Origin of the sequence: Streptomyces sp. NPDC048331, assembly GCF_043201215.1 — a bacterium.
Taxonomy (GTDB): domain Bacteria; phylum Actinomycetota; class Actinomycetes; order Streptomycetales; family Streptomycetaceae; genus Streptomyces.
In genome coordinates, this window is record NZ_JBICYT010000008.1 from 149,552 (window position 1) to 170,808 (window position 21,257).

Sequence of the window (21,257 nt, forward strand, 5' to 3'; positions counted from 1 at the left end):
ACCGTCACGGTCCTCTGTGGACTGCGCCACGTCGCGCGTCCAGGCGGTGTCGCGATGCCCGAATCGTCCGAAGCAGTACGACGATCGGCCAGCCTACCCCGGCCCTCGTCTCAGCGCGTGGCGGGGCGTTCCGCTGCCAGGAGGAACACCACGGAACGGTCCTGTTCGGTCCAGGTCCGGGTGTCCAGGCCGACGGACTGGAGCAGTGCGCACTCGACGGCGTAACCGTGTTCGGTGAGTGCCCTGCCGATCGCCTCCGCCTCGTCGCGGGTGGAGGCGTGGCTGACGATCCGTTCGGGGCGGCGTTCGGCGACGGCCGCGACGACGTCGGCGCCGCCACCGCCGACGCGGACGACATCGGGTTCGGGCAGGTTCTCCAGTACGTGCGGTGCGCGCCCGGCGACTGCCTGCAGCTGCACTCCGCGCCTGCGGGCGGCGGCAGTTATGCGGTCGCAGGCGGCCGGGTCGACATCCACCGCGATGACCGCGGCGCCGAGGGCGGCCGCGTCCACGGCCACGCCGCCGGATCCGGCGCCGATGTCCCAGAGGAGGTCGCCGGTGCGCGGGCCGAGGCGGGCGAGTTGGGCCGCGCGCAGCTGTGCGGAGCCGCCTTCGCCGGTGTCGGTCTGCGGCCCGGCCCAGCCGCGTTCGGTGGACCGGGCGGCGCTCCGGCCGAGGAGCCAGCCCGCGTCGGCGGGGGCGGGTCCCCCGCCGCCGATGACGATGACGACGTTCGGGTCGCGCCAGCTGTGGTCGGCGGCCTTGTCGGAGGTGAGGACGCTCACCTGCTCCCGGTCCGTGCCGAGTTCCTCGCAGACGACGAAGGTGCGGTGAACTCCTTCGAGGAGCAGCGCGAGCTCCGCGGGGCCGGCGCCGGGTGAGGTGAGGACGGCGACCTTGGCGTGGGCGCGGCAGACGTTGACCGCGCGGCGCAGGGTGCGCGGGTGGGCCACGACGACCTGGGCGTCGTCCCAGGGCATGCCGGCGCGGGCGAAGGCGGCGGCGACGGAGGAGACGGCCGGGACGACCTCGACCTCCAGGCCGTGCTCCGGGGCGCGCAGGACGCGTACGGCGCCGAAGAAGCCGGGGTCCCCGTCGGCGAAGACGACCGCGGTGCCGCGGTGGCCGGCGATGCGGCGTGCGGCGAGGCCGACACTGCCCAGGCGGATGCGCTCCGCGTGGGGCGGTACTTCGGGGAGGGCGAGGTGGTGCGCGGCGCCGGCCACGAGGGTGGCGGCGGAGAGCGCGGACCGGGCGCCCGCGGTCAGGGGCGAACCGTCCCAGCCGATCACCGTGACCCGGTCGGCCATCGTCGTCAGTCTCCTGGTCTGGCGGGGCGCCTCCCGGCGGTGGCCGGAGGAGGGCGAAGTTCGGTCGGGGCGGGCACGGTGAGACTACCCGCTCATCGGTTCAGTTCCAGTCGGCGCCGACCCGGTGGCCGTTCGCGTCGGAACGCTGCGGGAACGCGGTGCTGCGGGCGTATCCGTCGTAGCTGTCGTAGCTGTCGTAGCTGTCGTACCCGTCGTATCCGTCGCCCTCGTCGAGGTCCTCGGGGACCAGGCTCCAGACGATGAGGTCGGTGCGGGTGTCGGTCCAGCCGCCGTCGGTCGTCTGCGTACGTACTATCCACGCGTTGCGCAGGACGCCCTCGCTGATGCAGCCGATCTTCTGGGCCACCTGCTGCGAGGCGGTGTTGTCGGCGGCGGTGCGCAGTTCGAGGCGCTCGAATCCCTGGTCGCGGAAGAGCCATTGGGCGACGGCCAGCACGGATTCGCTGGCGTATCCCTCGCCGCGGGCCCAGGGGGCGGTGACGTAGCCGACCTCGGTGGCGCGGGTGTGCCAGTTGGTGCTCTGCAGGTGCACGATGCCGACGAGGCGCTGGGTGAGGAACTCGGTGACGGCGAAGACGATGCCGCGGCCCTCGGTGCGTTCCGCGTGGGAGTGTCGGGTGGCCCAGGCGTGCGCCTCGGCGGGGGTGTAGGGGTGGGGCGCTCCGGTCCAGGCGGTGACGTGCTCGTCGTTCATCATCTCGGTCAGCGCGGTGACGTCCTCTTCCTCGAAGGGGCGCAGCACCAGCCGGTCCGTGCTGATGGTGACGTCCGGGAAGGTGGTAGTCATGCGCAGCTCCATGCCTGAGACCGTGGTGCGACCGTGGTGCGATGCGACCGCGGTGCGGGACCGTTCGTGCGGGACCGTGCGTGCGGTTCGTAGGCCACAGCATGCAGCATCGACCGGGTGATGTGCAGGGCCGGGTTGCCCGGAAGCGGGCAGAGCTCGGCCCCGCGCGCCGTCAGGTGCGTGCGGGGCCGAGATTCATGACCGGTTCGGGAGGAACCGGATCACGAGGTACCGGTTCAGGAGGTGGCCGGGGCGCCGAAGGCCGCGACGACCGAGCCCTGGTACTTCTCCTCGATGAACTTCTTGACGTCGTCGGAGTTCAGGAGCTTGGCCAGCTTCTGGATCCGCGGGTCGTCCTGGTTGCCGTCCTTGACCGCGAGGAAGTTGGCGTAGGGGTTGCCCTCGGCCTTCTCCAGGACCAGCGCGTCCTTGGCGGGCGACAGCTTGGCCTCCAGGGCGTAGTTGCCGTTGATGATCGCGGCGTCCACGTCGTTCAGGGCGCGCGGGACCGTGGCGGCCTCCAGCTCCTTGAACTCCAGGCCCTTCTTGTCGGTGATGTCGGAGAGCTTGGCGCTGGTGCCGACACCTTCCTTGAGGGTGATCAGGTTGTTCGCGGCGAGGAGCTGGAGCGCGCGGCCCTCGTTGGTGGTGTCGTTGGGGACGGCGATGGTCTGGCCGGCCTTGATGTCACCGATGGCCTTGATCTTCTTGGAGTAGAGGCCGAGGGGTTCCAGGTGCACGTTCACGACGGGCACGACGTGCGTGCTGTTCTTCTTGTTGAAGTCGTCGAGGTACGGCTTGTGCTGGAAGTAGTTGCCGTCGACCTGGCCCTGCTCGGTGGCGGTGTTCGGCAGGACGTAGTCCGTGAACTCCTTGACCTCCAGCTTGAGGCCTTCCTTCGCGGCGAGCTTGTCCTTGACGAAGTTCAGGACGTCGGCGTGCGGGCTCGGGGAGGCCGCGATGACGAGGGGCTTGCTCTCGTCGGCCTTGCCGCCGTCGGCCTTCGCCGAGGACGGGTCCGAGGAGCTGCCGCAGGCGGTGAGGCCGAGGGCGAGCGCGGTGGCCGTGGCGGCGAGGGCGGTGAGCTTGATGTTCTTACGCACGAAGAGTGCCTTTCTTGCTGAACAAGTACCGATGACTTGCTGGTGGTGGCCCAAGCACGACAAGTGCGGGCTCTGTTGGGGGGGGGGAAGTCTTCTCAGGCGGTCCGGCCGCGGCGGGCGAGGAGGCGGACCACGCCGTCGCCGAGCAGCTGGACCAGCGTGACGAGGGCGATCAGGACCACGACGGTGGCGATCATGAAGCCGGTCTCGAAGCGCTGGAAGCCGTAGGTGATGGCCTTGGAGCCGAGGCCTTCGCCGCCGACGGCGCCCGCCATGGCGGAGTAGCCGACGAGGGTGATGACGGTGGTGGTGACGCCGGCGACCAGGGAGGGCAGGGCCTGCGGGAGCAGGACCTTGCCGACCAGGGTGGGGATACCGCCGCCCATGGACTCGACGGCCTCGATCAGGCCGTGGTCCACCTCGCGGACGGCGGTCTCGACGAGGCGGGCGAAGAAGGGGATGGCGCCGATGGCCAGCGGGACGATCATGGCGGTGGGGCCGATGAAGGTGCCGACGACCGCGGTGGTGACCGGGATCAGGAAGATCAGCAGGATGATGAACGGCAGCGAGCGGCCTATGTTCACGATCACGCCGAGGACCTTGTTGAACGGCTGGTTCTGCAGGAGGCCGCCCTTGTCGGTGAGGACCAGCAGGATGCCGAGGGGCAGGCCGCCGAGCACGGTCACCAGGGTGGACCACAGCACCATGTAGAGGGTGTCGTAGGTGCCCTGGGTGAGCAGGGGCTGCATTTCGGACCAGGTCACTTGGCACCATCCTTGACGAGCTGGGCGAGCTCGGCGTCGGCGTCTTCGGGGTCGTCGACCACGTCGACCTGGAGGCCCTGCTCGCGCAGGAAGCCGACCGGGACGACGTTGTCCTCGTAGCGGCCGGGCAGTTCGATGCGCATGCGGCCGATCTGCCGGCCCGCGACGGTGTCCATCGCGGCGCCGAGGATCGAGATGTCGATGTTGTACGTGCGCGAGAGCTGCGAGATGACCGGCTGGGCGGCGGCTTCGCCGTGGAAGGTCACGTCGACGACCGTGCGGTCGGGGCCGGTGGCGGCGCCGGTGACCGGGAAGAGTTCGCAGGCCAGCTCGGAGCCGGGGGTGGCGAGGAGTTCGGCGACGGTGCCGGACTCGATGATCCGGCCGTTCTTCATCAGGGCGGCCGAGTCGCAGACGGTCTTGACGACGTCCATCTCGTGCGTGATGAGCAGCACGGTGAGGCCGAGCTGCCGGTTGAGGTCGCGGAGCAACCCCAGCACGGAGCGGGTGGTCTCGGGGTCCAGGGCGCTGGTGGCCTCGTCGGACAGCAGCACCTTGGGGTCGCCGGCCAGGGCGCGGGCGATGCCGACGCGCTGCTTCTGACCGCCGGAGAGCTGGGTCGGGTAGGCCTTGGCCTTGTCGGCGAGACCGACGAGGTCGAGGAGTTCGAGGGCCTTGCGGGAGCGCTCGCGGCCGGAGATCCCGAGGATCTCCAGGGGCAGCTCGACGTTGCCCTGGACGGTGCGCGAGGACAGCAGGTTGAAGTGCTGGAAGACCATGCCGATGCGGCTGCGCGCCTCGCGGAGCTCCTTGCCGGCGCGGCGGCCGCGGCCGGCGAGGGCGGTGAGGTCGACTCCGTCGACGGTCACCGTGCCGGTGGTGGGGCGCTCCAGCAGGTTGACGCAGCGGATCAGGGAGGATTTGCCTGCGCCGCTCTGGCCGATGACTCCGTACACCTCGCCCTCACGGACGTGGAGATCGACGCCGTCCAGGGCGGTGACCTCGCGGCCACGGGACTGGTAGACCTTCGTGAGGCCCGATGTGGTGATCACAGGATTTCCGTCGCTGTCGTGTGCGCGGCGCAGCGGGGTGCCGGCACGGGGCAAACAATCTGGGGACGCGATACGGGACGAACCGTCAGAAAATGATGGTGTCGACGCGTGCGCGGGGCATGACCGAGCCGTGCTGTTCATCAGGGGACGAAGCACTGGCGCGACTGGTCTCGCTTCGGGGCGCGAGACTCAGGAGGGGGCCCTCAGAAGGCGCACATTCGACACATACAACGAGCACCGGGCGTCATCGTCGCCTCGGTCGCAAGGGTGCGGCTGCTCGTCGTGGTCATGGGCCCCAGTAAACCAGACCTCTCCCCTGACCGATCACAGACGTCCGAATAGCGGACGCCATTCGACCGCATACCGGACCGCACCGGGCATGGCCACCCTTCCCCTCCCTGCCCCTGCGGCCAGGCTGACCTGCATCGACAGGGGTCCCGGGGCCCGTACGGACCGCTCCCTCCCGGGTGCGGTGACCGGGCCCGCTGTGGTCAAGACCACGGTCGGGACACCGGGGTGCGCGCATCGGGTCTTTCGGCCCGTAATACCCTCGCTCCATGCTCGACGCCCTGACGGTCGCCATCGGCGTGGCCGCACTCGCCCTCGCCGCCTGGTGCGGCCACGCCGCATGGCGGGACCAGCCGACCAAGGACTGGCATTTCATCGGTATGGCCGTCGTGACGGTGCTGGTCCTGGCACAGCTGGTGATCGGTCTGGTGAAGCTGGCCCAGGGCGGGAAGCCCGACGAAGGCACGGTGATCTTCGTGGCCTACCTGGTGGGCGCGTTCGCCGCGGTTCCGGCGGCCGGACTGCTCTCGCTGACCGAGCGGACCAAGTGGGGATCGATCACGGTGGCCGCCGGCGCCGTCGTGCTCGCCGTCCTCGAAGTACGGCTCTACGACATCTGGGGAACCACCGGTGCCTGACTCCGACACGACGAACGACACCGACACCGACACCGACACCGACACCGGACGCGGAACAGGTACCGCCTCCACCACGCCTGCGGCCTCCGCCGGGCGCAAGCGCCTGGTCTCCGGGCCCGGCCTGCTGCTGGTGTGGCTCTACGGGGTCATGGTGGTGGGCGCGGTCTCCCGCTCGGCCTTCCAGATCTCCACCGAGTTCGACCGGGCGCCGCTCCCGTACTCGCTGTCCGCCGTGGCCGCGCTGGCCTACGCGTTCATCACGTACTCGCTGGTGCGCGGCGGCGAACGGGCCCGCAAGGCGGCGCTGGTCTGCTGCGCCGCCGAGCTGGCGGGCGTGCTGGCCGTCGGGACCTGGACCCTGGTACGCCCCGAGGCCTTCCCCGACACGACCGTGTGGTCGCAGTTCGGGATGGGCTACCTGTTCATCCCGGTGATCCTGCCGATCACCGGGATGCTCTGGCTGCGCGGGCGCGGAGCGGCGACTACGCGCTGACCGTGAAGTCGGTCGGGTCCTTGGCTTCCTTCTCCAGGATCACCAGCTGGACGCCGTCGGACGCGGTGCGGCCGCCGACCTTGACGTAGCCGGCCTTGCGGTAGAGGCGCAGGTTCGACTCGCTCTTGTGCCCGGTGTGCAGGCGGAAGCGCGTGGTGTTGCCCGGGCTCGCCAGGGCCTCCTCGACCGCGCGCAGCAGGCGCGCCCCGAGGCCGTGACCCTGCAGGCGCGGGTGCACACAGAGTTTGGCGATCTTGCCGGTGCCGTCCTCGTCGACGTTGCCGCGCACGGTGCCGACGATCTCGTCGCCGAGTCGGGCCACCAGGACGGTGTCGGTCGCCAGCTCCCCCTTGAGGGACTCCAGGGACTGGGTGAGCGGCTGGATCAGGTAGTTGCCGTAGAGCTCGGCCTCCCGCTGGAAGGCCAGGTACTGCAGTTTGAAGATCTGCTCCGCGTCCTCGGCGGCCGCCGCCGAAATGGTCACGCTCATGCCCATGTGCGCATGCCTCCAGCTCACCTGGTAGCCCGTTGGTCTACCGCTCCTTTCCCCGCAGGCCAGGAGCCGCAACCTCTGCAGCCAGCATTCTGCGCAGACATCCCAGGCAACGGGAACGCACGGGCCCCAAACTTCCTTGTGAGATACCCAACTCTCCTGCGATTTCACGGTAAGTGAGGTCTCTGGGCGAAAGAAGTGCCTTCATCAGCTCGGGACAGCGTCCGGGCAACCGGGCGACGGCCGATCGGAGTGCGCGGTTCTCCTCGCCGTGCAGGAGGGCGTCCTCCGGTTCGTCCGCGGCGGCCGCGCCGCCCGTCGTGCTCCCGTCCGCCGAGCCCCGGCCGTGGCCGTACGGGATCTCGCGGCGGGCCCGGCGGCGGGCCAGGCGCGCCTCCGCCCGGACCGCGCGACGCAGCCACCGCGCCGGCTCCGCGGGTTCGGCCGGATCGGGGGCGGGGCCGCCGCTCTCCAGCAGCCTGACCCAGACGGCTTGTTCCAGGTCGGCCGCGTCCACCCCGGTGCCCGGGGCCTCCGCGGCCGCCTCGGCGGAGAGCAGCGGGCCGAGCTTGTCGACGTAATCAGCCTTCAGCAGGTCCATGCCGGGCGGGACGAGCGGTTCGGGCCGGACGGTTTCCCCGCCGGGCCCGGGCCACTCGTACGGGAAGCAGCGCTCAGCGGTTGACGGGGCGTCGGCCCGGGCGGAAGGCATCGGCGGCGAGCAGTCCGGTGTCCGGGTTGTCGGTGAAGATCCCGTCGATGCCCTGTTCGAAGTAGGTGCGGAAGGCGCCGAGGGCGTTCCCGTACGCGGCCGGGTCGGTTCCCCTGCGGTATTCGGCCGGCAGGAAGCTGTTCTCGTTGCGAGCGGTGTAGGGGTGCAGCAGCAGCCCGCGGGCGTGGGCGTCCTTCACCAGGGTGGTCGGTGTGCCGAGCTTGCCGGCCGCGTCGCGCGGGAGGATCAGGTCCATGGTCGGTCCGATGCCCTGGGCGAAGCCGGCGATCCACTTCAGGCCCTCGGGCGCGACCAGGTCCGCGACCGTACGCGGGTCCTTGGCCACCTCGAAGTCCCAGGGCCGGGTGTCGGCCGCGGAGAGCAGGACCACGCGGGGCGCGGAGACCAGCCGGGAGAGCCGCTGGATGCTGGAGGGCTCGAAGGACTGGAGGAAGACGGCGGCGCCCCGCCCGTCCCGCCCGTAGCGGCGCAGGAGCTTGGCGAGGGGCTCCTCCAGGCCGAGGCCCAGACCCCGGAAGTAGGTGGGGTGCTTGGTCTCCACGTGCAGCCACACCCGCCTGCCGCGCCGCCTGCCCTCGCGGTCGGCCCAGCGGAGCACCTCTTCGAAGGTGGGTACCGCCCACCGGCCGTCGTAGAGGGTGTTGCGCTGACGGATGGCGGGGATACGTTCCTTCGCGCGCAGGGTCCGCAGCTCGGCCAGGGTGAAGTCCTCGGTGAACCAGCCGGTGACGGAGACGCCGTCGACGGACTTGGTGGTGCGCCGGGAGGCGAACTCGGGGTGGTCGGCGACGTCGGTGGTCCCGCCGATCTCGTTCTCGTGGCGGCACACCAGATGGCCGTCGCGGGTCGGGACCAGGTCCTGCTCGACGACGTCCGCGCCCAGGTCGAGGGCGAGCTGGTACGAGCCGATCGTGTGCTCCGGCCGGTAGCCGCCGGCTCCACGATGGCCGATGACCGTCGGGTGGGGAAGGTCCCGGTATCCCCCGTCGCCGTGTCCCTCGCCGTACCCGTCGTCGGCCGCGGCGGAACCCGCCGCGAGTCCGGTGATCCCGGTGCCCGCCGCCAGGACGGCCGCCCCCAGGACCGTTCGCCGCGCTGCCCCACCCTGTGTCATGAGTGCCCACTCCTCGTCGTGAACGCCGTGTCGCGGCCCGCGATCGGCGTGCAGATGGTAGGCAAATCGGGGTGGCCGAGGAGCGTGCGTCGAGGGCTCATCCGGGGAACGTGGCGCAAACATGCGTCAACACTCTGTATCCGACACGTGAACCCGATGTGCGCTTCGCCGTGACCCGCGAGTATCGTCCTCACCTGCGCTACCGCCGTGTGGTGGGTGCGCGAACCGCTTTTCGATGCCGGAGGGCCCACGTTGTTCCGTACGAAGCTCATCAAAGCCACTGTCGGACCGGTCATGCGCATGATGTTCCGCACCCGCGTGGAGGGCATCGAGAACATCCCCGGCTCCGGTCCGGTGATTCTGGCGGGCAACCACCTCACCTTCATCGACTCCATGATCCTGCCGCTGGTGTGCGACCGTACGGTCCACTTCATCGGCAAGGACGAGTACGTGACCGGCAAGGGGATCAAGGGCCGCGCCATGGCCTGGTTCTTCACCGGCTCCGGCATGATCCCCGTCGACCGTGACGGGGCCAACGGCGGCGTCGCGGCCCTGATGACCGGCCGCCGCATCCTCGAAGAGGGCAAGATCTTCGGCATCTACCCCGAGGGCACCCGCTCCCCCGACGGCCGGCTCTACCGCGGCCGCACCGGCATCGCCCGGCTGACCCTGATGACCGGCGCCCCGGTGGTGCCGTTCGCGATGATCGGCACCGACAAGCTCCAGCCCGGCGGCGCCGGCATGCCGCGTCCGGGCCGGGTCACCGTCCGCTTCGGCGAGCCGATGGAGTTCTCCCGCTACGAGGGCATGGACCGCGACCGGTACGTGCTGCGCGCCGTCACCGACTCGGTGATGGCCGAGGTCATGCGCCTCTCGGGCCAGGAGTACGTCGACATGTACGCCACCAAGGCGAAGGCCGCCTGACCCGGGCCGCGCCTACTGACGCTGGAGTGACCGGCTGACGCCCGCCGCCGTGGTGGTGGCGAGGATCCAGCCGGTCACGATCAGCAGGTACGACAGCCACTGGTGCAGGCCGCCCGGTGCGAAGGCCGCCTCCTGGCCGAAACCGACGATCGGCACCATCAGGTCGATCGTGTAGAACACCGCGTTGAAGTCCGGCGCCTCCCCCGCCTTCAGGGCGCGCGGAGGGTCGATCCCGTACGCGATCGACCCGGTCAGCAGCAGGGCCGTCAGCCAGCCCGCCGCCCGGAGCGGCCGGAAGCCGTAGCCGACGGTGACGTCCTGGAGCAGCCCCCACGCCCGGGCGGCCCGGGGCAGGGTGCGCCGGTGCCTGCGCAGCTTCGCGAGCTGCACGGTCCGGGCGGCCGCCTCGTCGCCCGCCGTACGGTAGGCCGCCGCGAGCTGCTCGTAGGCGTAGGTGAGGTATCCGGACTCCTCCCGCTCCAGGGCGGGTAGCCGCTGCTCGGCGGGAAGGTGCGGGGCCAGCGCGCGGTAGGTCAGACCGTCGATGGCGATCTTCTCGGGCCAGGCCTCCGGATCGACGTGCAGCAGGTCGACGGTGGACCGGCGCAGGTTCACATCGCCCCGGACCTGCTCGCACCGGCGCAGCCACAGCTCGCCGATGGCGCAGCTGGAGGCGCGCAGTGCGGTTCCGTCCGGGTTGGCGAGGTCGGCGCGGGTGAGGTTGACCTGGCCGGGTATGCGGGAGCCGGTGAGGTTGACCATGCCGCGGGCCTTCATCCGGTGCGCGCGCAGGTCGGTGCCGACGGTCAGGGTCTCGGCGTGCAGGGCGATCCGGCCGGGGGCGAGCAGCTGGGCACGATCGAGCTGGATCTGACCGCCGACGTTGGCCCCGTTGAGGCGGAGCTGGCCGTGCACGGTCAGGTCGTTCGCGATGATGTCGGTGTGGACCTCGACGTGGTTCAGCTGGAGCGGGGGTTCGTCCGCCTCCTCGCCGGCCGTCGGACCGATCACGGCCCCCTGGAGGAAGAGGCCGCCGGCAATCTTCGCGCCTTGGAGCCGCACGGGGCCGGCGATCCGGCAGTGGGAGAGGCGGAGGACCACCTCGACGCGCAACGTGGAGGCGGTCAGGCCGGGCAGGGTGGAGTAGCCGAGGACCAGGGCGCGCAGCTGGGCCCCGTACACCAGGGGCTTGCGCTCGAACCAGCAGTCGCGCAGCCGGATGGGGTGGTCGATGACGGCGTAGCGCAGGTCGAGCTTGCCCACGATCTTCGCGCCTTTGATCTTGAGACCGGGGATGCGGCCCTGGACGACGGGGCCGGCTCCCAGGAGGATCGCCCGCAGCACCTCGGCGCGCAGGGTGCGCTCGGGTCCCCAGTCGGCCCCGTCGACGGAGCTGTCCTCGGGGGCGGCGCGGAAGTCGACCCCGTCGCCGCGCGGGAAGGCCTCCCAGACGCGGCGTTCCGCCGGGGTAAGATCGTTGATCTCCATCGCCGGGATGGTGTCCCGAGGCTCCATGAGCTGTCAACTCCGGCCGGAACACCATCCCTTGCCCACAAGCGGCGGGACGTCAGTGCTCGACGCCCTCCTGGAGCCGCTGGCCCTTCAGCAGGAACCAGGCGGCCACGGCGGTGGCCAGCAGCACGGCCGCGCCGACGCCGGAGGCGAGCCGCAGCCCGTCCGTGAAGGCGTCCTGGGCGGCGCCCACCATCACCTGGGCGGTGTGCGGGTCCAGTGCCTTGGCGGCCTCGACGGCCCCGCCGAGGGATTCGTGCGCGGCGTCGGCGGCCGGGCCCGCGACCGAGGCCGGGGCGGTGAAGCTCTGGTAGACGCCGGTGACGATGGAGCCGAGCAGGGCGATGCCGAGGGCGGCGCCGAGTTCGTACGCGGTCTCGGAGACGGCGGAGGCCGAACCGGCCTGCTCCTTGGGGACGCTGGAGAGGATCACGTCGGCGGTGACGGTGAAGGAGAAGCCGGCGCCGAGGCCGACGACGAGCAGGGCCGCGCCGAGCAGCGGGTAGCCGCTCTCCTTGTGGATCAGGGTGAGCACGGCGAGGGCCAGGCCGATGGCGCCGAGGCCGCCGGCCACGATGGTCCGTACCGAGTAGCGGCGGGCGTACCGGCCCGCGATCAGGCCGGTGACCACCGCGCCGATGGCGGCGGGCAGTTCGGCGAGTCCGGCCTCCAGCGGGTCGCGGCCCTGGACGAGCTGCAGGAACTGGGAGAGGAAGAAGACGAGTCCGGAGAGGCCGAAGACGGTCAGCAGGTCGGCGAGGACCGCGCCGGAGAAGCCGCGGTGCTTGAAGAGCCGCATGTCGAGCAGCGGGGACGGCAGGCCGAACTGGCGGCGTACGAAGGCGTACAGGGCTCCCGCGCCGAGTGTCGCGGTGGCCGCGACCTCCCAGGTGACGCCGTGGGTGGCGACTTCCTTGACGGCGTAGACCACGCTGATCACGCCGACGAGGGAGAGGCCGACGCTGACGAGGTCCCAGGGGCCGGCGACCGGGTTCTTGGATTCGGGAAGCAGCTTGATTCCGACGACGACCAGGGCGATCATCACAGGGAGGTTGATCAGGAAGACCGAGCCCCACCAGAAGTGCTGGAGGAGGGCTCCGCCGACGACCGGGCCGACGGCCGCGCCGGCCGAGGCGGTGGCGCCCCAGATGCCGATCGCGAGGCTGCGCTCCTTGGGGTCGTGGAAGATGTTGCGGATCAGCGCGAGGGTCGACGGCATCAGGGTCGCGCCGGCCACGCCCAGCAGGGCCCGGGCGACGATCATCATCTCGGGGCTGGTCGCGTAGGCGTTGAGCACGGACACGGCACCGAACGCGGCGGCGCCGGTGAGCAGCAGCTTCTTGCGTCCGATGCGGTCACCCAGGCTGCCCATGGAGACCAGGAGTCCGGCGATGACGAAGGAGTAGATGTCGCCTATCCACAGCAGTTGGGTGCCGGACGGCTTGAGGTCCTCGGAGAGTGCGGGGGTGGCGAGGCCGAGTACGGTCGCGTCGACGGCGACCAGCAGCACCGCGAGCACCAGCACGCCCAGGGCGAGCCAGCGGCCGCGGCTCTTGGTCTCCGTCCCGATGGTGCTGTTCAGCTGCTGGGTGGTGCTCATTTCTCCACACTCCGTCTGGCGCCACCGAGCAACAGCTCGATGATCATGTACTGGAAGTCCTTGGCGGCGACCCGGCCGTCCATCACGGCCCAGGCGCAGGTGCCGACGAGGCCGTAGAGGGCCTCGGTGAGCCACGCGGGGCTCAGGTCGATCCGGATGTCGCCCTCTTCCTGGCCGCGCCGGAAGAGGGCGCCGACACGGGCGTCGAGCCGGGCCCATCCCTCGTTGACCTCGTCGCCCTCGAACAGCTGGTTCTCGGTGACGAGGAAGGCCAGCAGCTGGGCGTTGGGCTCGGCCTCGGCGACGAGGCGTCCGATCGCCTCCACCGCGGTGTCCTCGTCGAGGCGGGCCCTGTCGAAGGCCACCTCGAACTCGCGGATGCCGAGTTCTTCGAGGGCCCGTACGAGGGCGTCGCGTCCGGCGAAGTGCCGGTGGAGGGTCGCGCGGCCGATCCCGGCGGCTCGGGCGACCTCGTCCATCGTGGCGGTCGACTTGCGGGAAAGCAGGGCGGCCGCGTCGCGGAGCACCTGGTCACGATCCATGGCCATGAGACAAGCATACCCCGAATGAGACGTCGGTGTCTCATTCAGTCGAAAAGTAGGCTGCCCTCGGGGCAGCCGGAACGGAATCCTGCCGCCATGAAGCCTCTGCTGCTGATCGATGTCGACGGGCCGCTGAACCCCTACGCGGCCAAGGCCCAGCGGCGCCCCGAGGGGTACAGCACCCACCGGATGCGCCCGACGGGCTGGACCGAGGCCGAGCGGGCCAAGCCGCTGCGGGTTTGGCTCGATCACACCCACGGGGCGGAGCTGCTCGCCCTCGCGGAGGTCTACGAGCTCGTCTGGGCCACCACATGGAAGGACGAGGCCAACGACTGGATAGGCCCGCACCTGGGACTGCCGCGGCTCCCCTTCATCGACTGGCCGGTCATGCACGGCCGGGCGCCGCGCGGCACCTTCTGGAAGACCCAGTACATCCTCGAATACGCGGGCGAGCGGCCCTTCGCGTGGATCGACGACGACATCACGGCGATGGACCGCGAGTACGTCGACCAGCGCCACCCGGCGCGGACCCTCCTGCTGCGCGTCGACGAGCGGATCGGACTGGTCCGCGGCGATTTCGACACCCTGGCGGCCTGGGCCACGTGATCGACAGCGGCGAACGGCCGCCGCACGCCGGGGTTTTGGTCATGATCCGGCCGCGACCTAGCATGCACATGCCCCCCGGACCGTACCGACGAAAGTTCCCCATGCGCCTCCAGCGGATCATCGCCGCGACCGTCACCCTCGGCTGCCTCGCCCCACTCGCCGCGTGCGAGGAGGGCGGGCGGCCGGCCACACCCGCCGCCCCGTCGTCCACGGCCGCCGCCGACGCCACGGGCCCGCTCACCGAGGCCCAGCAGTACCTGCGGCAGTTCGCCAACTGCGACGACCTGAGCGACAGGCCCGACGACCCCCGGGTGCCCGCGGGCGACTTCCCCAAGGCCGGGCAGTGGTCGGTGAAGGAGCTGGGCGTCTGCAGCGACAAGGTCCGCCAGGGCGCGATCGTCATCGCCGTGCCCGGGGACATGAAGCAGTTCCAGGAGGGATACAAGCAGTACGTCCTGGACAGGATGGACGGCGGTGACGGCGCGTACGGGCTGGAGAGCCGGGTCCTGATCGGCAAGGGCTTCGTCGCGTTCCCGACGAGCACCCGGACGGCGCTCGCGCTGGTCCGCTCCGACCTGCGGGTCCTGACCTGCAACCCGGGCGCACCCGTCCCCGAGGGCTACAAGCGGGAGAAGCCGCTGGTCGAACACTGCAACCTCAGCGACTTCGTCGGGTCCGAGGACGGATCCGGCAGCCCGAACCTGGAGACCCCGCAGGATCCGGCGGGCGGGGGCGAGAAGCTGGGCCAACCGAAGACGGGCAGCCTGGGGCTCCCCCGCGCCGGCAGCATCGCCGAGCTGCGCAAGCTCGTGGGCAACAGCCTCGACTGCGAGCAGCACTTCTCGACCGATCCCGACGCCGTCGCGATCGAGTCGATCGACTACGCGCCGGTGGTGAAGGGCAGCGCGACGGAGTGGGGCGTGACGGGCCGGGCCCTGTGCGGAGAGCCCGCCGGGGCGCAGCGCGCCCACGATCTGAGCTGGCTCGACACCGTCGGGAACATGAAGCTGCTCCAGACCAAGGCGAAGGCCGCCCAGCTGGCCGACTACAAGGACGACGGCAAGCTTCGGCAGACCGCGAGCCGGCTGCTGGTCGGGGAGAACATCGCCGTCGAGACCAACAGCCCGTCGTCCCGTCACGGCCTCTACCAGCTCCAGTTCCTGTACCTGAACTGTCTTCCCGGCTTCTCCGCCCCGTCGGGCTACCGCCTGGAGAAGTCCCAGGTCGAAGGCTGCGTCCTGACCAACTACGAGCCGGACCACCCGCTCGACTGAGCCGGAACCGGACGCGCCGGAGGGGCGGCCGGAGCGGGTGCTCCGGCCGCCCCTCCGGGCATTCCGCCGCGTGTGGACGTACAAGGCCCGGGCCTGTTCGGGCGGGCGTGCGGGCCGCAGGGCGGCGGCAGCTGTGGGGGGCAGGAGCAGCGGGGGCGGCTCCTGCCGGGGGGCCTGCCGGGGGCGGCTACTGCTTGTGGGCCGCCCAGGCGTGCTGGATGACCAGGTCGGCCTTCAGCTCGGTGAGCTGGGTGGCGACCGCCGACGGGGCGGTGCCGCCCCGGCCGTTACGCGACGCCAGGGCGCCCTTGACGTTCAGGACGGTCCGGACCTCGGGGGTCAGGTGCTCGGAGATCTTCACGAACTGCTCGTCCGTCAGCTGGTCGAGCTCGATGCCCTCGCCCTCGCAGACCTTGACGCACTCGCCGGCCACCTCGTGCGCCACCCGGAACGGCACGCCCTGCTTGACCAGCCACTCGGCGATGTCGGTGGCGAGCGAGAAGCCCGCCGGGGCCAGCTCCTCCATCCGCTCGCGGTTGACCGTGAGGGTCGCCATCATGCCGGTGAAGGCGGGCAGCAGGACCTCGAGCGTGTCGCAGGAGTCGAAGACCGGCTCCTTGTCCTCCTGGAGGTCCCGGTTGTACGCCAGGGGCAGCGCCTTGAGCGTGGCGAGCAGGCCCGTCAGATTGCCGATGAGCCGGCCTGACTTGCCGCGCGCCAGCTCCGCGATGTCCGGGTTCTTCTTCTGCGGCATGATCGACGACCCGGTCGAGAAGGCGTCGTGCAGGGTCACGAAGGAGAACTCCTTCGTGTTCCAGATGATGATCTCCTCCGCGATCCGGGACAGGTTGATCCCGATCATCGCGGTGATGAAGGCGAACTCGGCGACGAAGTCGCGCGAGGCCGTGCCGTCGATCGAGTTGCCGACCGAGCCCCGCTCGAAGCCCAGGTCGGCGGCGACCTGCTCCGGGTCCAGGCCCAGCGAGGAGCCGGCCAGAGCGCCCGAGCCGTACGGGGAGACCGCGGTCCGGGTGTCCCACTGCCGCAGCCGCTCCGCGTCCCGGGACAGGGACTGCACGTGGGCCAGTACGTGGTGGGCGAAGAGCACCGGCTGCGCGTGCTGCAGGTGGGTGCGCCCGGGCATGGCCACGTCGTGGTGCGTCTCGGCGAGGCCGACCAACGCGTCCTGGAGGTCGGCGATCAGGCCGCCGATGATCCGGCCGTGGTCGCGCAGGTACATCCGGAAGAGGGTGGCGACCTGGTCGTTGCGGGACCGGCCGGCGCGCAGCTTGCCGCCGAGCTCGGCACCGAGCCGTTCCAGCAGGCCACGCTCCAGGGCGGTGTGCACGTCCTCGTCGGCGATGGTGCCGGTGAAGGAGCCGTCGGCCACGTCGGCCTCCAGCTGGTCCAGCCCGGCGATCATGCGGTCGAGTTCGTCGGCCGTGAGCAGGCCTGCCTTGTGGAGCACGCGGGCGTGGGCACGGGAGCCCGCGATGTCGTACGGCGCGAGGCGCCAGTCGAAGTGGACCGACGCCGACAGCAGGGCCAGCGCCTCCGAAGGACCGTCGGCGAACCGGCCGCCCCAGAGCCGGACGTCACCCTTGTTGCTGCTCACAGCTACTGCTCCTCAAGACTGCATGGCTTTGACTGCTGGTAAGGCTCCGGGGCCCGCACGGCCGGGAGGCCGGCGGGGTTCCGGATGTGCAACCGCCTCCCCGCCGCGGAGGTAACGGGGAGGCGGTCCGGTCTGCTGGTCGGTCAGGCGAGGTCGCGGCGGGCCGCGATCTTCGAGGAGAGACCGAAGATCTCGATGAAGCCCTGGGCCTTGGACTGGTCGAAGGTGTCGCCCGAGTCGTAGGTCGCGAGGTTGAAGTCGTACAGCGACTCGTCGGACTTCCGGCCGGTGACGACGGCGCGGCCGCCGTGCAGGGTCATCCGGATGTCACCGGTGACGTGCTGGTTGGCCTCGTTGATGAAGCCGTCCAGGGCGCGCTTGAGCGGGGAGAACCACAGGCCGTCGTAGACCATCTCGCCCCAGCGCTGCTCGACCTGCCGCTTGTAGCGGGCCAGCTCGCGCTCGACGGTGACGTTCTCCAGCTCCTGGTGGGCCGTGATCAGCGCGATCGCGCCCGGGGCCTCGTACACCTCACGGGACTTGATGCCCACGAGACGGTCCTCGACGATGTCGATCCGGCCGATGCCCTGGGCTCCGGCACGGTCGTTGAGCTGCTGGATGGCCTGCAGCACGGTGACGGGCTTGCCGTCGATGGCGACCGGGACGCCCTCCTTGAAGGAGATGACGACCTCGTCGGCCTCGCGCGGCAGGGCCGGGTTCGAGGTGTACTCGTAGATGTCCTCGATCGGGGCGTTCCAGATGTCCTCCAGGAAGCCCGTCTCGACGGCGCGTCCGAAGACGTTCTGGTCGATGGAGTACGGGGACTTCTTGGTGGTCGCGATCGGGAGCTGCTTCTCCTCGCAGAAGGCGATCGCCTTGTCCCGGGTCATCGCGTAGTCACGGACCGGGGCGATGCACTTGAGGTCCGGGGCGAGGGCGACGATGCCGGCCTCGAAGCGGACCTGGTCGTTGCCCTTGCCGGTGCAGCCGTGGGCCACGGTCGTGGCGCCGTGCTTCTTGGCCGCGGCGACCAGGTGCTTGACGATGGCCGGCCGCGAGAGCGCCGAGACCAGCGGGTACCGGTCCATGTAGAGGGCGTTCGCCTTGATCGCCGGGAGGCAGTACTCGTTGGCGAACTCGTCGGAGGCGTCGGCGACCTCGGCCTCGACCGCACCGCAGTCGAGCGCGCGCTTGCGGATGACGTCCAGGTCCTCGCCGCCCTGGCCGACGTCCACGGCAACGGCGATGACCTCGGCGCCCGTCTCCTCGGCGATCCAGCCGATGGCGACGGAGGTGTCCAGGCCGCCCGAGTAGGCGAGTACGACGCGCTCGGTCACGGGTTTCTCCTTACGGTGCATTCAACGACAGGCATAACTATGCACTACTCCGTATGTTTCGTCAATCGACTCGGGGAGTGTTCGCGTCGCATCGCCGACACATCCGGCCTGACCTGCGGATATATGAGAGGCGGGGCGGCGGCCCGATTGCCTACGATCAGCCTCTACAACCCCAGGGGAGGGCGTATGGACACGGACGCGCACACACGGCTGCCGTCGCCGGGAGGCCCGGCGGCCGAGTGGATCGCCTTCGACCACACGGTCCGGCAGACCTCCTACCGGTCGGGCCCGGCCCCCCTCGGAACGCCGGAGGCCGTGCGGCTGTGCCACGCAAACGGCCGGATCCGCGAGGCTGCCCTGCGGGCGCCGACGCCGCTGCTGTCACCGCTGCTGGAGTTCGTCGCGATCCGGTGCGCGGACTGGGTGCGGCCCGTCCGCGAGCAGGCCCGGCGGGTCCTGGCCACGGCCCTGGCGGACGACCCCGCGGGCACGCTGCTCCGACTGACGCCGCTCGTCGTACGGCTGGCCCTGCGCGAGCAGGGCGCCTGGGCGCTGGAGCGCTTCGAGGACCTGCTGAACGGGGACCACGAGCTCCTCGCCGCACTGCGCGGGAGCCCGGATCCGCAGACCCGGCGGCTCGCCGCGCGGCTGACCCTCGACGCCGGACTGCTGGACGCACGGGAGCTGGCCGCGCTGGCCGCGGCCGAGCAGCATCCGCCGACGAGCGGGCTGTGGACGGACGCGACGCTGGCCGCCCTGGCCGCCGACGGGCCGGACGACGAGGCCGTCGACACCCTGCTCGGCGGGCACGGCCCGATGGTCCGCGCGGCCGGGGTCACCGCCCTGCGCGGCGCCGGCCGGACCGCCGAGGCCGCGGATCACCTCTTCGACCGCTCCGGAATGGTCCGGGCCTGCGCCCGCTGGTCGGTCCGCCAGGGCGGCGGCGACCCGCGCCCGCTGTGCCGCCGGCCGCTGGCCGACCCCGCCCGCGTGACCTCGTACCAGGTGACCGGCTTCGCCGAGTGCGCGCGCCGCGAGGACGCGCCGGTGCTGCGCGCGCTGCTGGAGCACCCCACCGGTCAGGTGCGGGCCGCCGCCGTCGCGGGCCTGCGCCTGCTGGACGTCACGGACGTCGAGCTGCTGCGGCCGTTGCTGGACGACCCGGCGCCGGCGGTGGCCCGTGAGGTCGCCCGCAGCCTCGGCGCCTCCGCCGACCGGCTGCCCGCCGACTGGCTGCTGGCCCGTATCGCGCCCGGGCAGCCCTCGCACACCCGCCGGGCCGCCTACCGGCTGCTGTTCGCCCGGGGCGGGGTGGCCGGACTACGCGCTTCCGTCGAGCTGCTGACGGACCGTGACCCGGCCCTGCGGATGATCGCCGCGCAGCGCGTCCAGAGCATGTGGTCCCCGTACCGGGTGCCGGACCTGCCCGCGCGGGACCCGGAGGTCGGCGCCCTGCTGGACCGGTGCACGCACCTGTTCAGCGACTACGTCATGCGGCAGATGCGCCGACGGCTCGGGCTCCCGGTCGCGGCGGCTCCGGCCGAGGGGTACGCATACTGATCGGCACGGGAAAGCTCCACGAACGGATGGACGGCCGACATCGTGCGCATCCACGGCGAGGGCGAGGCGGTCCGGTCCCCCTGATGGAGGACCAGGGCGGGCGGACGCTGCACGCGGAGCACTTCGGCCGCAAGACGGACGGGGAGTTCGCCGCGTACTGCGAGAAGAAGGAGTTCATCGGATCGAGCGTCGACGGCCTGCCTGCGCCGCCGCTGCCCCTTCCGCCCCGTACCGTCTGACATGTGCTGCGTACCGCTGTAGTCGCCGTCTCACTGATCGTCGCGACCCTGCTTCCGCAGGCACCCTCACCGGCGCCCCTGCCCGACCGGCTCGCCGACACCGGTGGGGGGAGCCAGCTCATCACCGCCGTCGCGTCGGCGCCCGGATCCAGCACCGGCGAGGTGATCTGGTGGGAGCGGTGGGCGGGACGCTGGCACCGGTCCGGGAGCGCGCCCGCCCGGTTCGGTGCGAACGGCCTCACCGAGGGTGCCTCGCGGACCCAGGGCACGAACACCACGCCCACCGGCCTGTTCGAGCTCCCCTACGCCTTCGGGATCCGGCGGGCACCCGCCGGCACGGACCACGTGTACCGGCAGGTGACGGCCGACTCCTGGTGGTGCCAGGACAACGCGTCCGCCCACTACAACCGCTGGGTCGAGCCGCTGCCCGCGGACTGCGCGCCGGGTGAGGCCGAGCACCTGGTGACGTACGAGAAGCAGTACGCGCACGCGCTGGTCATCGGCTTCAACTACGACCGGCCCGTGCGCGGCCGGGGCGCCGGGATCTTCCTGCACGTCAACGGGAAGGGCGCGACGGCCGGTTGCGTGTCCGTGCCCGAGCCGGCCATGCGGGCGATCCTGCGCTGGGCGGACCCGCGCCGCCGTCCGCACATCGCGATCGGCACGGAGTCCGGGGACCTGGCCGTGACCCGGTATTGAGCCGCGCCAGGCCCTAGCCCTCCTTCTGCGCCAGGCGCAGCAGGTGGTCGGCGAGGGCCTGGCCGCCCGCCGGGTCCCGGCTGATCAGCATCAGGGTGTCGTCGCCGGCGATCGTGCCGAGGATCGCGCGGAGCTCGGCCTGGTCGATCGCCGAGGCGAGGAACTGGGCCGCACCCGGCGGGGTGCGCAGGACCACGAGGTTCGCGGAGGCCTCCGCCGAGATCAGCAGTTCCCCGGAGAGGCGCCGCATGCGCTCCTCCTTCGCGGACTCGCCGAGCGGGGCCTGCGGGGTGCGGAAGCCGCCCTCGCTGGGTACCGCGTAGATCAGCTCGCCGCCGGTGTTGCGGATCTTCACCGCGCCCAGCTCGTCGAGGTCGCGCGAGAGCGTCGCCTGGGTGACGCTCAGCCCGTCGTCGGCGAGCAGCTTGGCCAGCTGACTCTGGGAGCGGACCGGCTGCCGGTTGAGGATGTCCACGATCCGGCGGTGACGCGCGGTGCGGGTCTGCGGGACGGCCTGGCCGCCTTGCTCGTTGTCCTGCGCCTGACTCATCGT

22 protein-coding genes are annotated in these 21,257 nt (G+C 71.2%); 8 read left to right on the plus strand and 14 right to left on the minus strand.

What is annotated here, in order from left to right; translation table 11 throughout:
* Positions 1 to 110: 110 nt before the first annotated feature.
* The 5 genes from cbiE to ACGFYY_RS14935 form a co-directional block, all read right to left on the minus strand.
* Positions 111 to 1,310 carry a precorrin-6y C5,15-methyltransferase (decarboxylating) subunit CbiE gene (cbiE, locus tag ACGFYY_RS14915; RefSeq protein ID WP_365268030.1) on the minus strand — a complete coding sequence of 400 codons (1,200 nt, stop codon included), beginning with the start codon at positions 1,308 to 1,310 and terminating at the stop codon, positions 111 to 113.
* A 100-nt stretch (positions 1,311 to 1,410) separates the two neighbouring features.
* Complete coding sequence (locus ACGFYY_RS14920; RefSeq protein WP_393709460.1) at positions 1,411 to 2,118, minus strand: GNAT family N-acetyltransferase; 708 nt, start codon at positions 2,116 to 2,118, stop codon at positions 1,411 to 1,413.
* Between the two features lie 236 nt (positions 2,119 to 2,354).
* Positions 2,355 to 3,221, minus strand: coding sequence for a MetQ/NlpA family ABC transporter substrate-binding protein (locus ACGFYY_RS14925; RefSeq protein WP_365268026.1), 867 nt, complete (start codon positions 3,219 to 3,221; stop codon positions 2,355 to 2,357).
* A 95-nt stretch (positions 3,222 to 3,316) separates the two neighbouring features.
* Positions 3,317 to 3,985: a methionine ABC transporter permease gene (locus ACGFYY_RS14930; protein WP_365268024.1), complete on the minus strand. Its 669-nt coding sequence runs from the start codon at positions 3,983 to 3,985 to the stop codon at positions 3,317 to 3,319.
* Positions 3,982 to 5,037, minus strand: coding sequence for a methionine ABC transporter ATP-binding protein (locus tag ACGFYY_RS14935; protein ID WP_393709463.1), 1,056 nt, complete (start codon positions 5,035 to 5,037; stop codon positions 3,982 to 3,984). Before ACGFYY_RS14935 ends, ACGFYY_RS14930 begins: the two co-directional genes overlap by 4 nt.
* 557 nt (positions 5,038 to 5,594) lie before the next feature.
* Between ACGFYY_RS14935 and ACGFYY_RS14940 the strand changes: the two genes are divergently transcribed.
* Positions 5,595 to 5,963: a hypothetical protein gene (locus tag ACGFYY_RS14940; RefSeq protein ID WP_365268020.1), complete on the plus strand. Its 369-nt coding sequence runs from the start codon at positions 5,595 to 5,597 to the stop codon at positions 5,961 to 5,963.
* Between the two features lie 103 nt (positions 5,964 to 6,066).
* A complete protein-coding gene (locus tag ACGFYY_RS14945) occupies positions 6,067 to 6,456 on the plus strand; it encodes a hypothetical protein (protein ID WP_393709590.1) in 390 nt (129 codons plus the stop codon).
* Here the strand turns inward: ACGFYY_RS14945 and ACGFYY_RS14950 are convergent.
* The 3 genes from ACGFYY_RS14950 to ACGFYY_RS14960 form a co-directional block, all read right to left on the minus strand.
* Positions 6,446 to 6,952: a GNAT family N-acetyltransferase gene (locus tag ACGFYY_RS14950; protein ID WP_393709466.1), complete on the minus strand. Its 507-nt coding sequence runs from the start codon at positions 6,950 to 6,952 to the stop codon at positions 6,446 to 6,448. The genes ACGFYY_RS14945 and ACGFYY_RS14950 overlap by 11 nt on opposite strands.
* Positions 6,953 to 6,989: 37 nt before the next feature.
* Positions 6,990 to 7,550: a sigma-70 family RNA polymerase sigma factor gene (locus ACGFYY_RS14955; protein WP_393709468.1), complete on the minus strand. Its 561-nt coding sequence runs from the start codon at positions 7,548 to 7,550 to the stop codon at positions 6,990 to 6,992.
* 73 nt (positions 7,551 to 7,623) lie between these two features.
* Positions 7,624 to 8,796 carry a glycerophosphodiester phosphodiesterase gene (locus ACGFYY_RS14960; protein WP_393709470.1) on the minus strand — a complete coding sequence of 391 codons (1,173 nt, stop codon included), beginning with the start codon at positions 8,794 to 8,796 and terminating at the stop codon, positions 7,624 to 7,626.
* A 294-nt stretch (positions 8,797 to 9,090) separates the two neighbouring features.
* Between ACGFYY_RS14960 and ACGFYY_RS14965 the strand changes: the two genes are divergently transcribed.
* Entirely contained in the window at positions 9,091 to 9,720 is a 630-nt protein-coding gene (locus ACGFYY_RS14965) for a 1-acyl-sn-glycerol-3-phosphate acyltransferase (protein WP_030765574.1), read from the plus strand.
* A 12-nt stretch (positions 9,721 to 9,732) separates the two neighbouring features.
* Here the strand turns inward: ACGFYY_RS14965 and ACGFYY_RS14970 are convergent, their stop codons facing one another.
* The 3 genes from ACGFYY_RS14970 to ACGFYY_RS14980 form a co-directional block, all read right to left on the minus strand.
* Positions 9,733 to 11,208 (minus strand): membrane-associated oxidoreductase, encoded by a 1,476-nt coding sequence (locus ACGFYY_RS14970; protein WP_365268014.1) that lies wholly within the window; start codon positions 11,206 to 11,208, stop codon positions 9,733 to 9,735.
* 79 nt (positions 11,209 to 11,287) lie between these two features.
* Positions 11,288 to 12,832, minus strand: coding sequence for an MFS transporter (locus ACGFYY_RS14975; protein WP_365268012.1), 1,545 nt, complete (start codon positions 12,830 to 12,832; stop codon positions 11,288 to 11,290).
* Positions 12,829 to 13,380, minus strand: a complete 552-nt coding sequence (locus ACGFYY_RS14980; RefSeq protein WP_393709473.1) for a TetR/AcrR family transcriptional regulator — start codon at positions 13,378 to 13,380, stop codon at positions 12,829 to 12,831. The genes ACGFYY_RS14975 and ACGFYY_RS14980 overlap by 4 nt, the downstream gene beginning before the upstream one ends.
* A 90-nt stretch (positions 13,381 to 13,470) precedes the next feature.
* On the opposite strand from ACGFYY_RS14980, the gene ACGFYY_RS14985 reads away from it, so the two are divergent.
* Positions 13,471 to 13,980 carry an HAD domain-containing protein gene (locus tag ACGFYY_RS14985; RefSeq protein ID WP_393709475.1) on the plus strand — a complete coding sequence of 170 codons (510 nt, stop codon included), beginning with the start codon at positions 13,471 to 13,473 and terminating at the stop codon, positions 13,978 to 13,980.
* Positions 13,981 to 14,081: 101 nt separating this feature from the next.
* Entirely contained in the window at positions 14,082 to 15,254 is a 1,173-nt protein-coding gene (locus tag ACGFYY_RS14990; RefSeq protein ID WP_393709477.1) for a hypothetical protein, read from the plus strand.
* 187 nt (positions 15,255 to 15,441) lie between these two features.
* On the opposite strand, the gene argH is transcribed toward ACGFYY_RS14990, so the two are convergent.
* Positions 15,442 to 16,869, minus strand: coding sequence for an argininosuccinate lyase (argH, locus tag ACGFYY_RS14995; protein WP_365268004.1), 1,428 nt, complete (start codon positions 16,867 to 16,869; stop codon positions 15,442 to 15,444).
* 143 nt (positions 16,870 to 17,012) lie between these two features.
* Entirely contained in the window at positions 17,013 to 18,206 is a 1,194-nt protein-coding gene (locus tag ACGFYY_RS15000; protein WP_030009472.1) for an argininosuccinate synthase, read from the minus strand.
* Positions 18,207 to 18,392: 186 nt separating this feature from the next.
* Here ACGFYY_RS15000 and ACGFYY_RS15005 point away from each other — a divergent pair, with 186 nt between their 5' ends.
* The 3 genes from ACGFYY_RS15005 to ACGFYY_RS15015 all read left to right on the plus strand — a co-directional run bounded on the left by ACGFYY_RS15005 (position 18,393) and on the right by ACGFYY_RS15015 (position 20,704).
* The gene (locus tag ACGFYY_RS15005; RefSeq protein ID WP_393709480.1) at positions 18,393 to 19,766 is read left to right on the plus strand and encodes a HEAT repeat domain-containing protein; all 1,374 of its coding nucleotides are present in this window, start codon (positions 18,393 to 18,395) and stop codon (positions 19,764 to 19,766) included.
* Between the two features lie 83 nt (positions 19,767 to 19,849).
* Positions 19,850 to 20,005 (plus strand): hypothetical protein, encoded by a 156-nt coding sequence (locus tag ACGFYY_RS15010; protein WP_393709482.1) that lies wholly within the window; start codon positions 19,850 to 19,852, stop codon positions 20,003 to 20,005.
* A gap of 6 nt (positions 20,006 to 20,011) precedes the next feature.
* Positions 20,012 to 20,704 carry a L,D-transpeptidase gene (locus tag ACGFYY_RS15015; RefSeq protein WP_393709592.1) on the plus strand — a complete coding sequence of 231 codons (693 nt, stop codon included), beginning with the start codon at positions 20,012 to 20,014 and terminating at the stop codon, positions 20,702 to 20,704.
* A gap of 13 nt (positions 20,705 to 20,717) precedes the next feature.
* On the opposite strand, the gene ACGFYY_RS15020 is transcribed toward ACGFYY_RS15015, so the two are convergent.
* Positions 20,718 to 21,254 carry an arginine repressor gene (locus tag ACGFYY_RS15020; protein WP_030765547.1) on the minus strand — a complete coding sequence of 179 codons (537 nt, stop codon included), beginning with the start codon at positions 21,252 to 21,254 and terminating at the stop codon, positions 20,718 to 20,720.
* Positions 21,255 to 21,257: the final 3 nt, after the last annotated feature.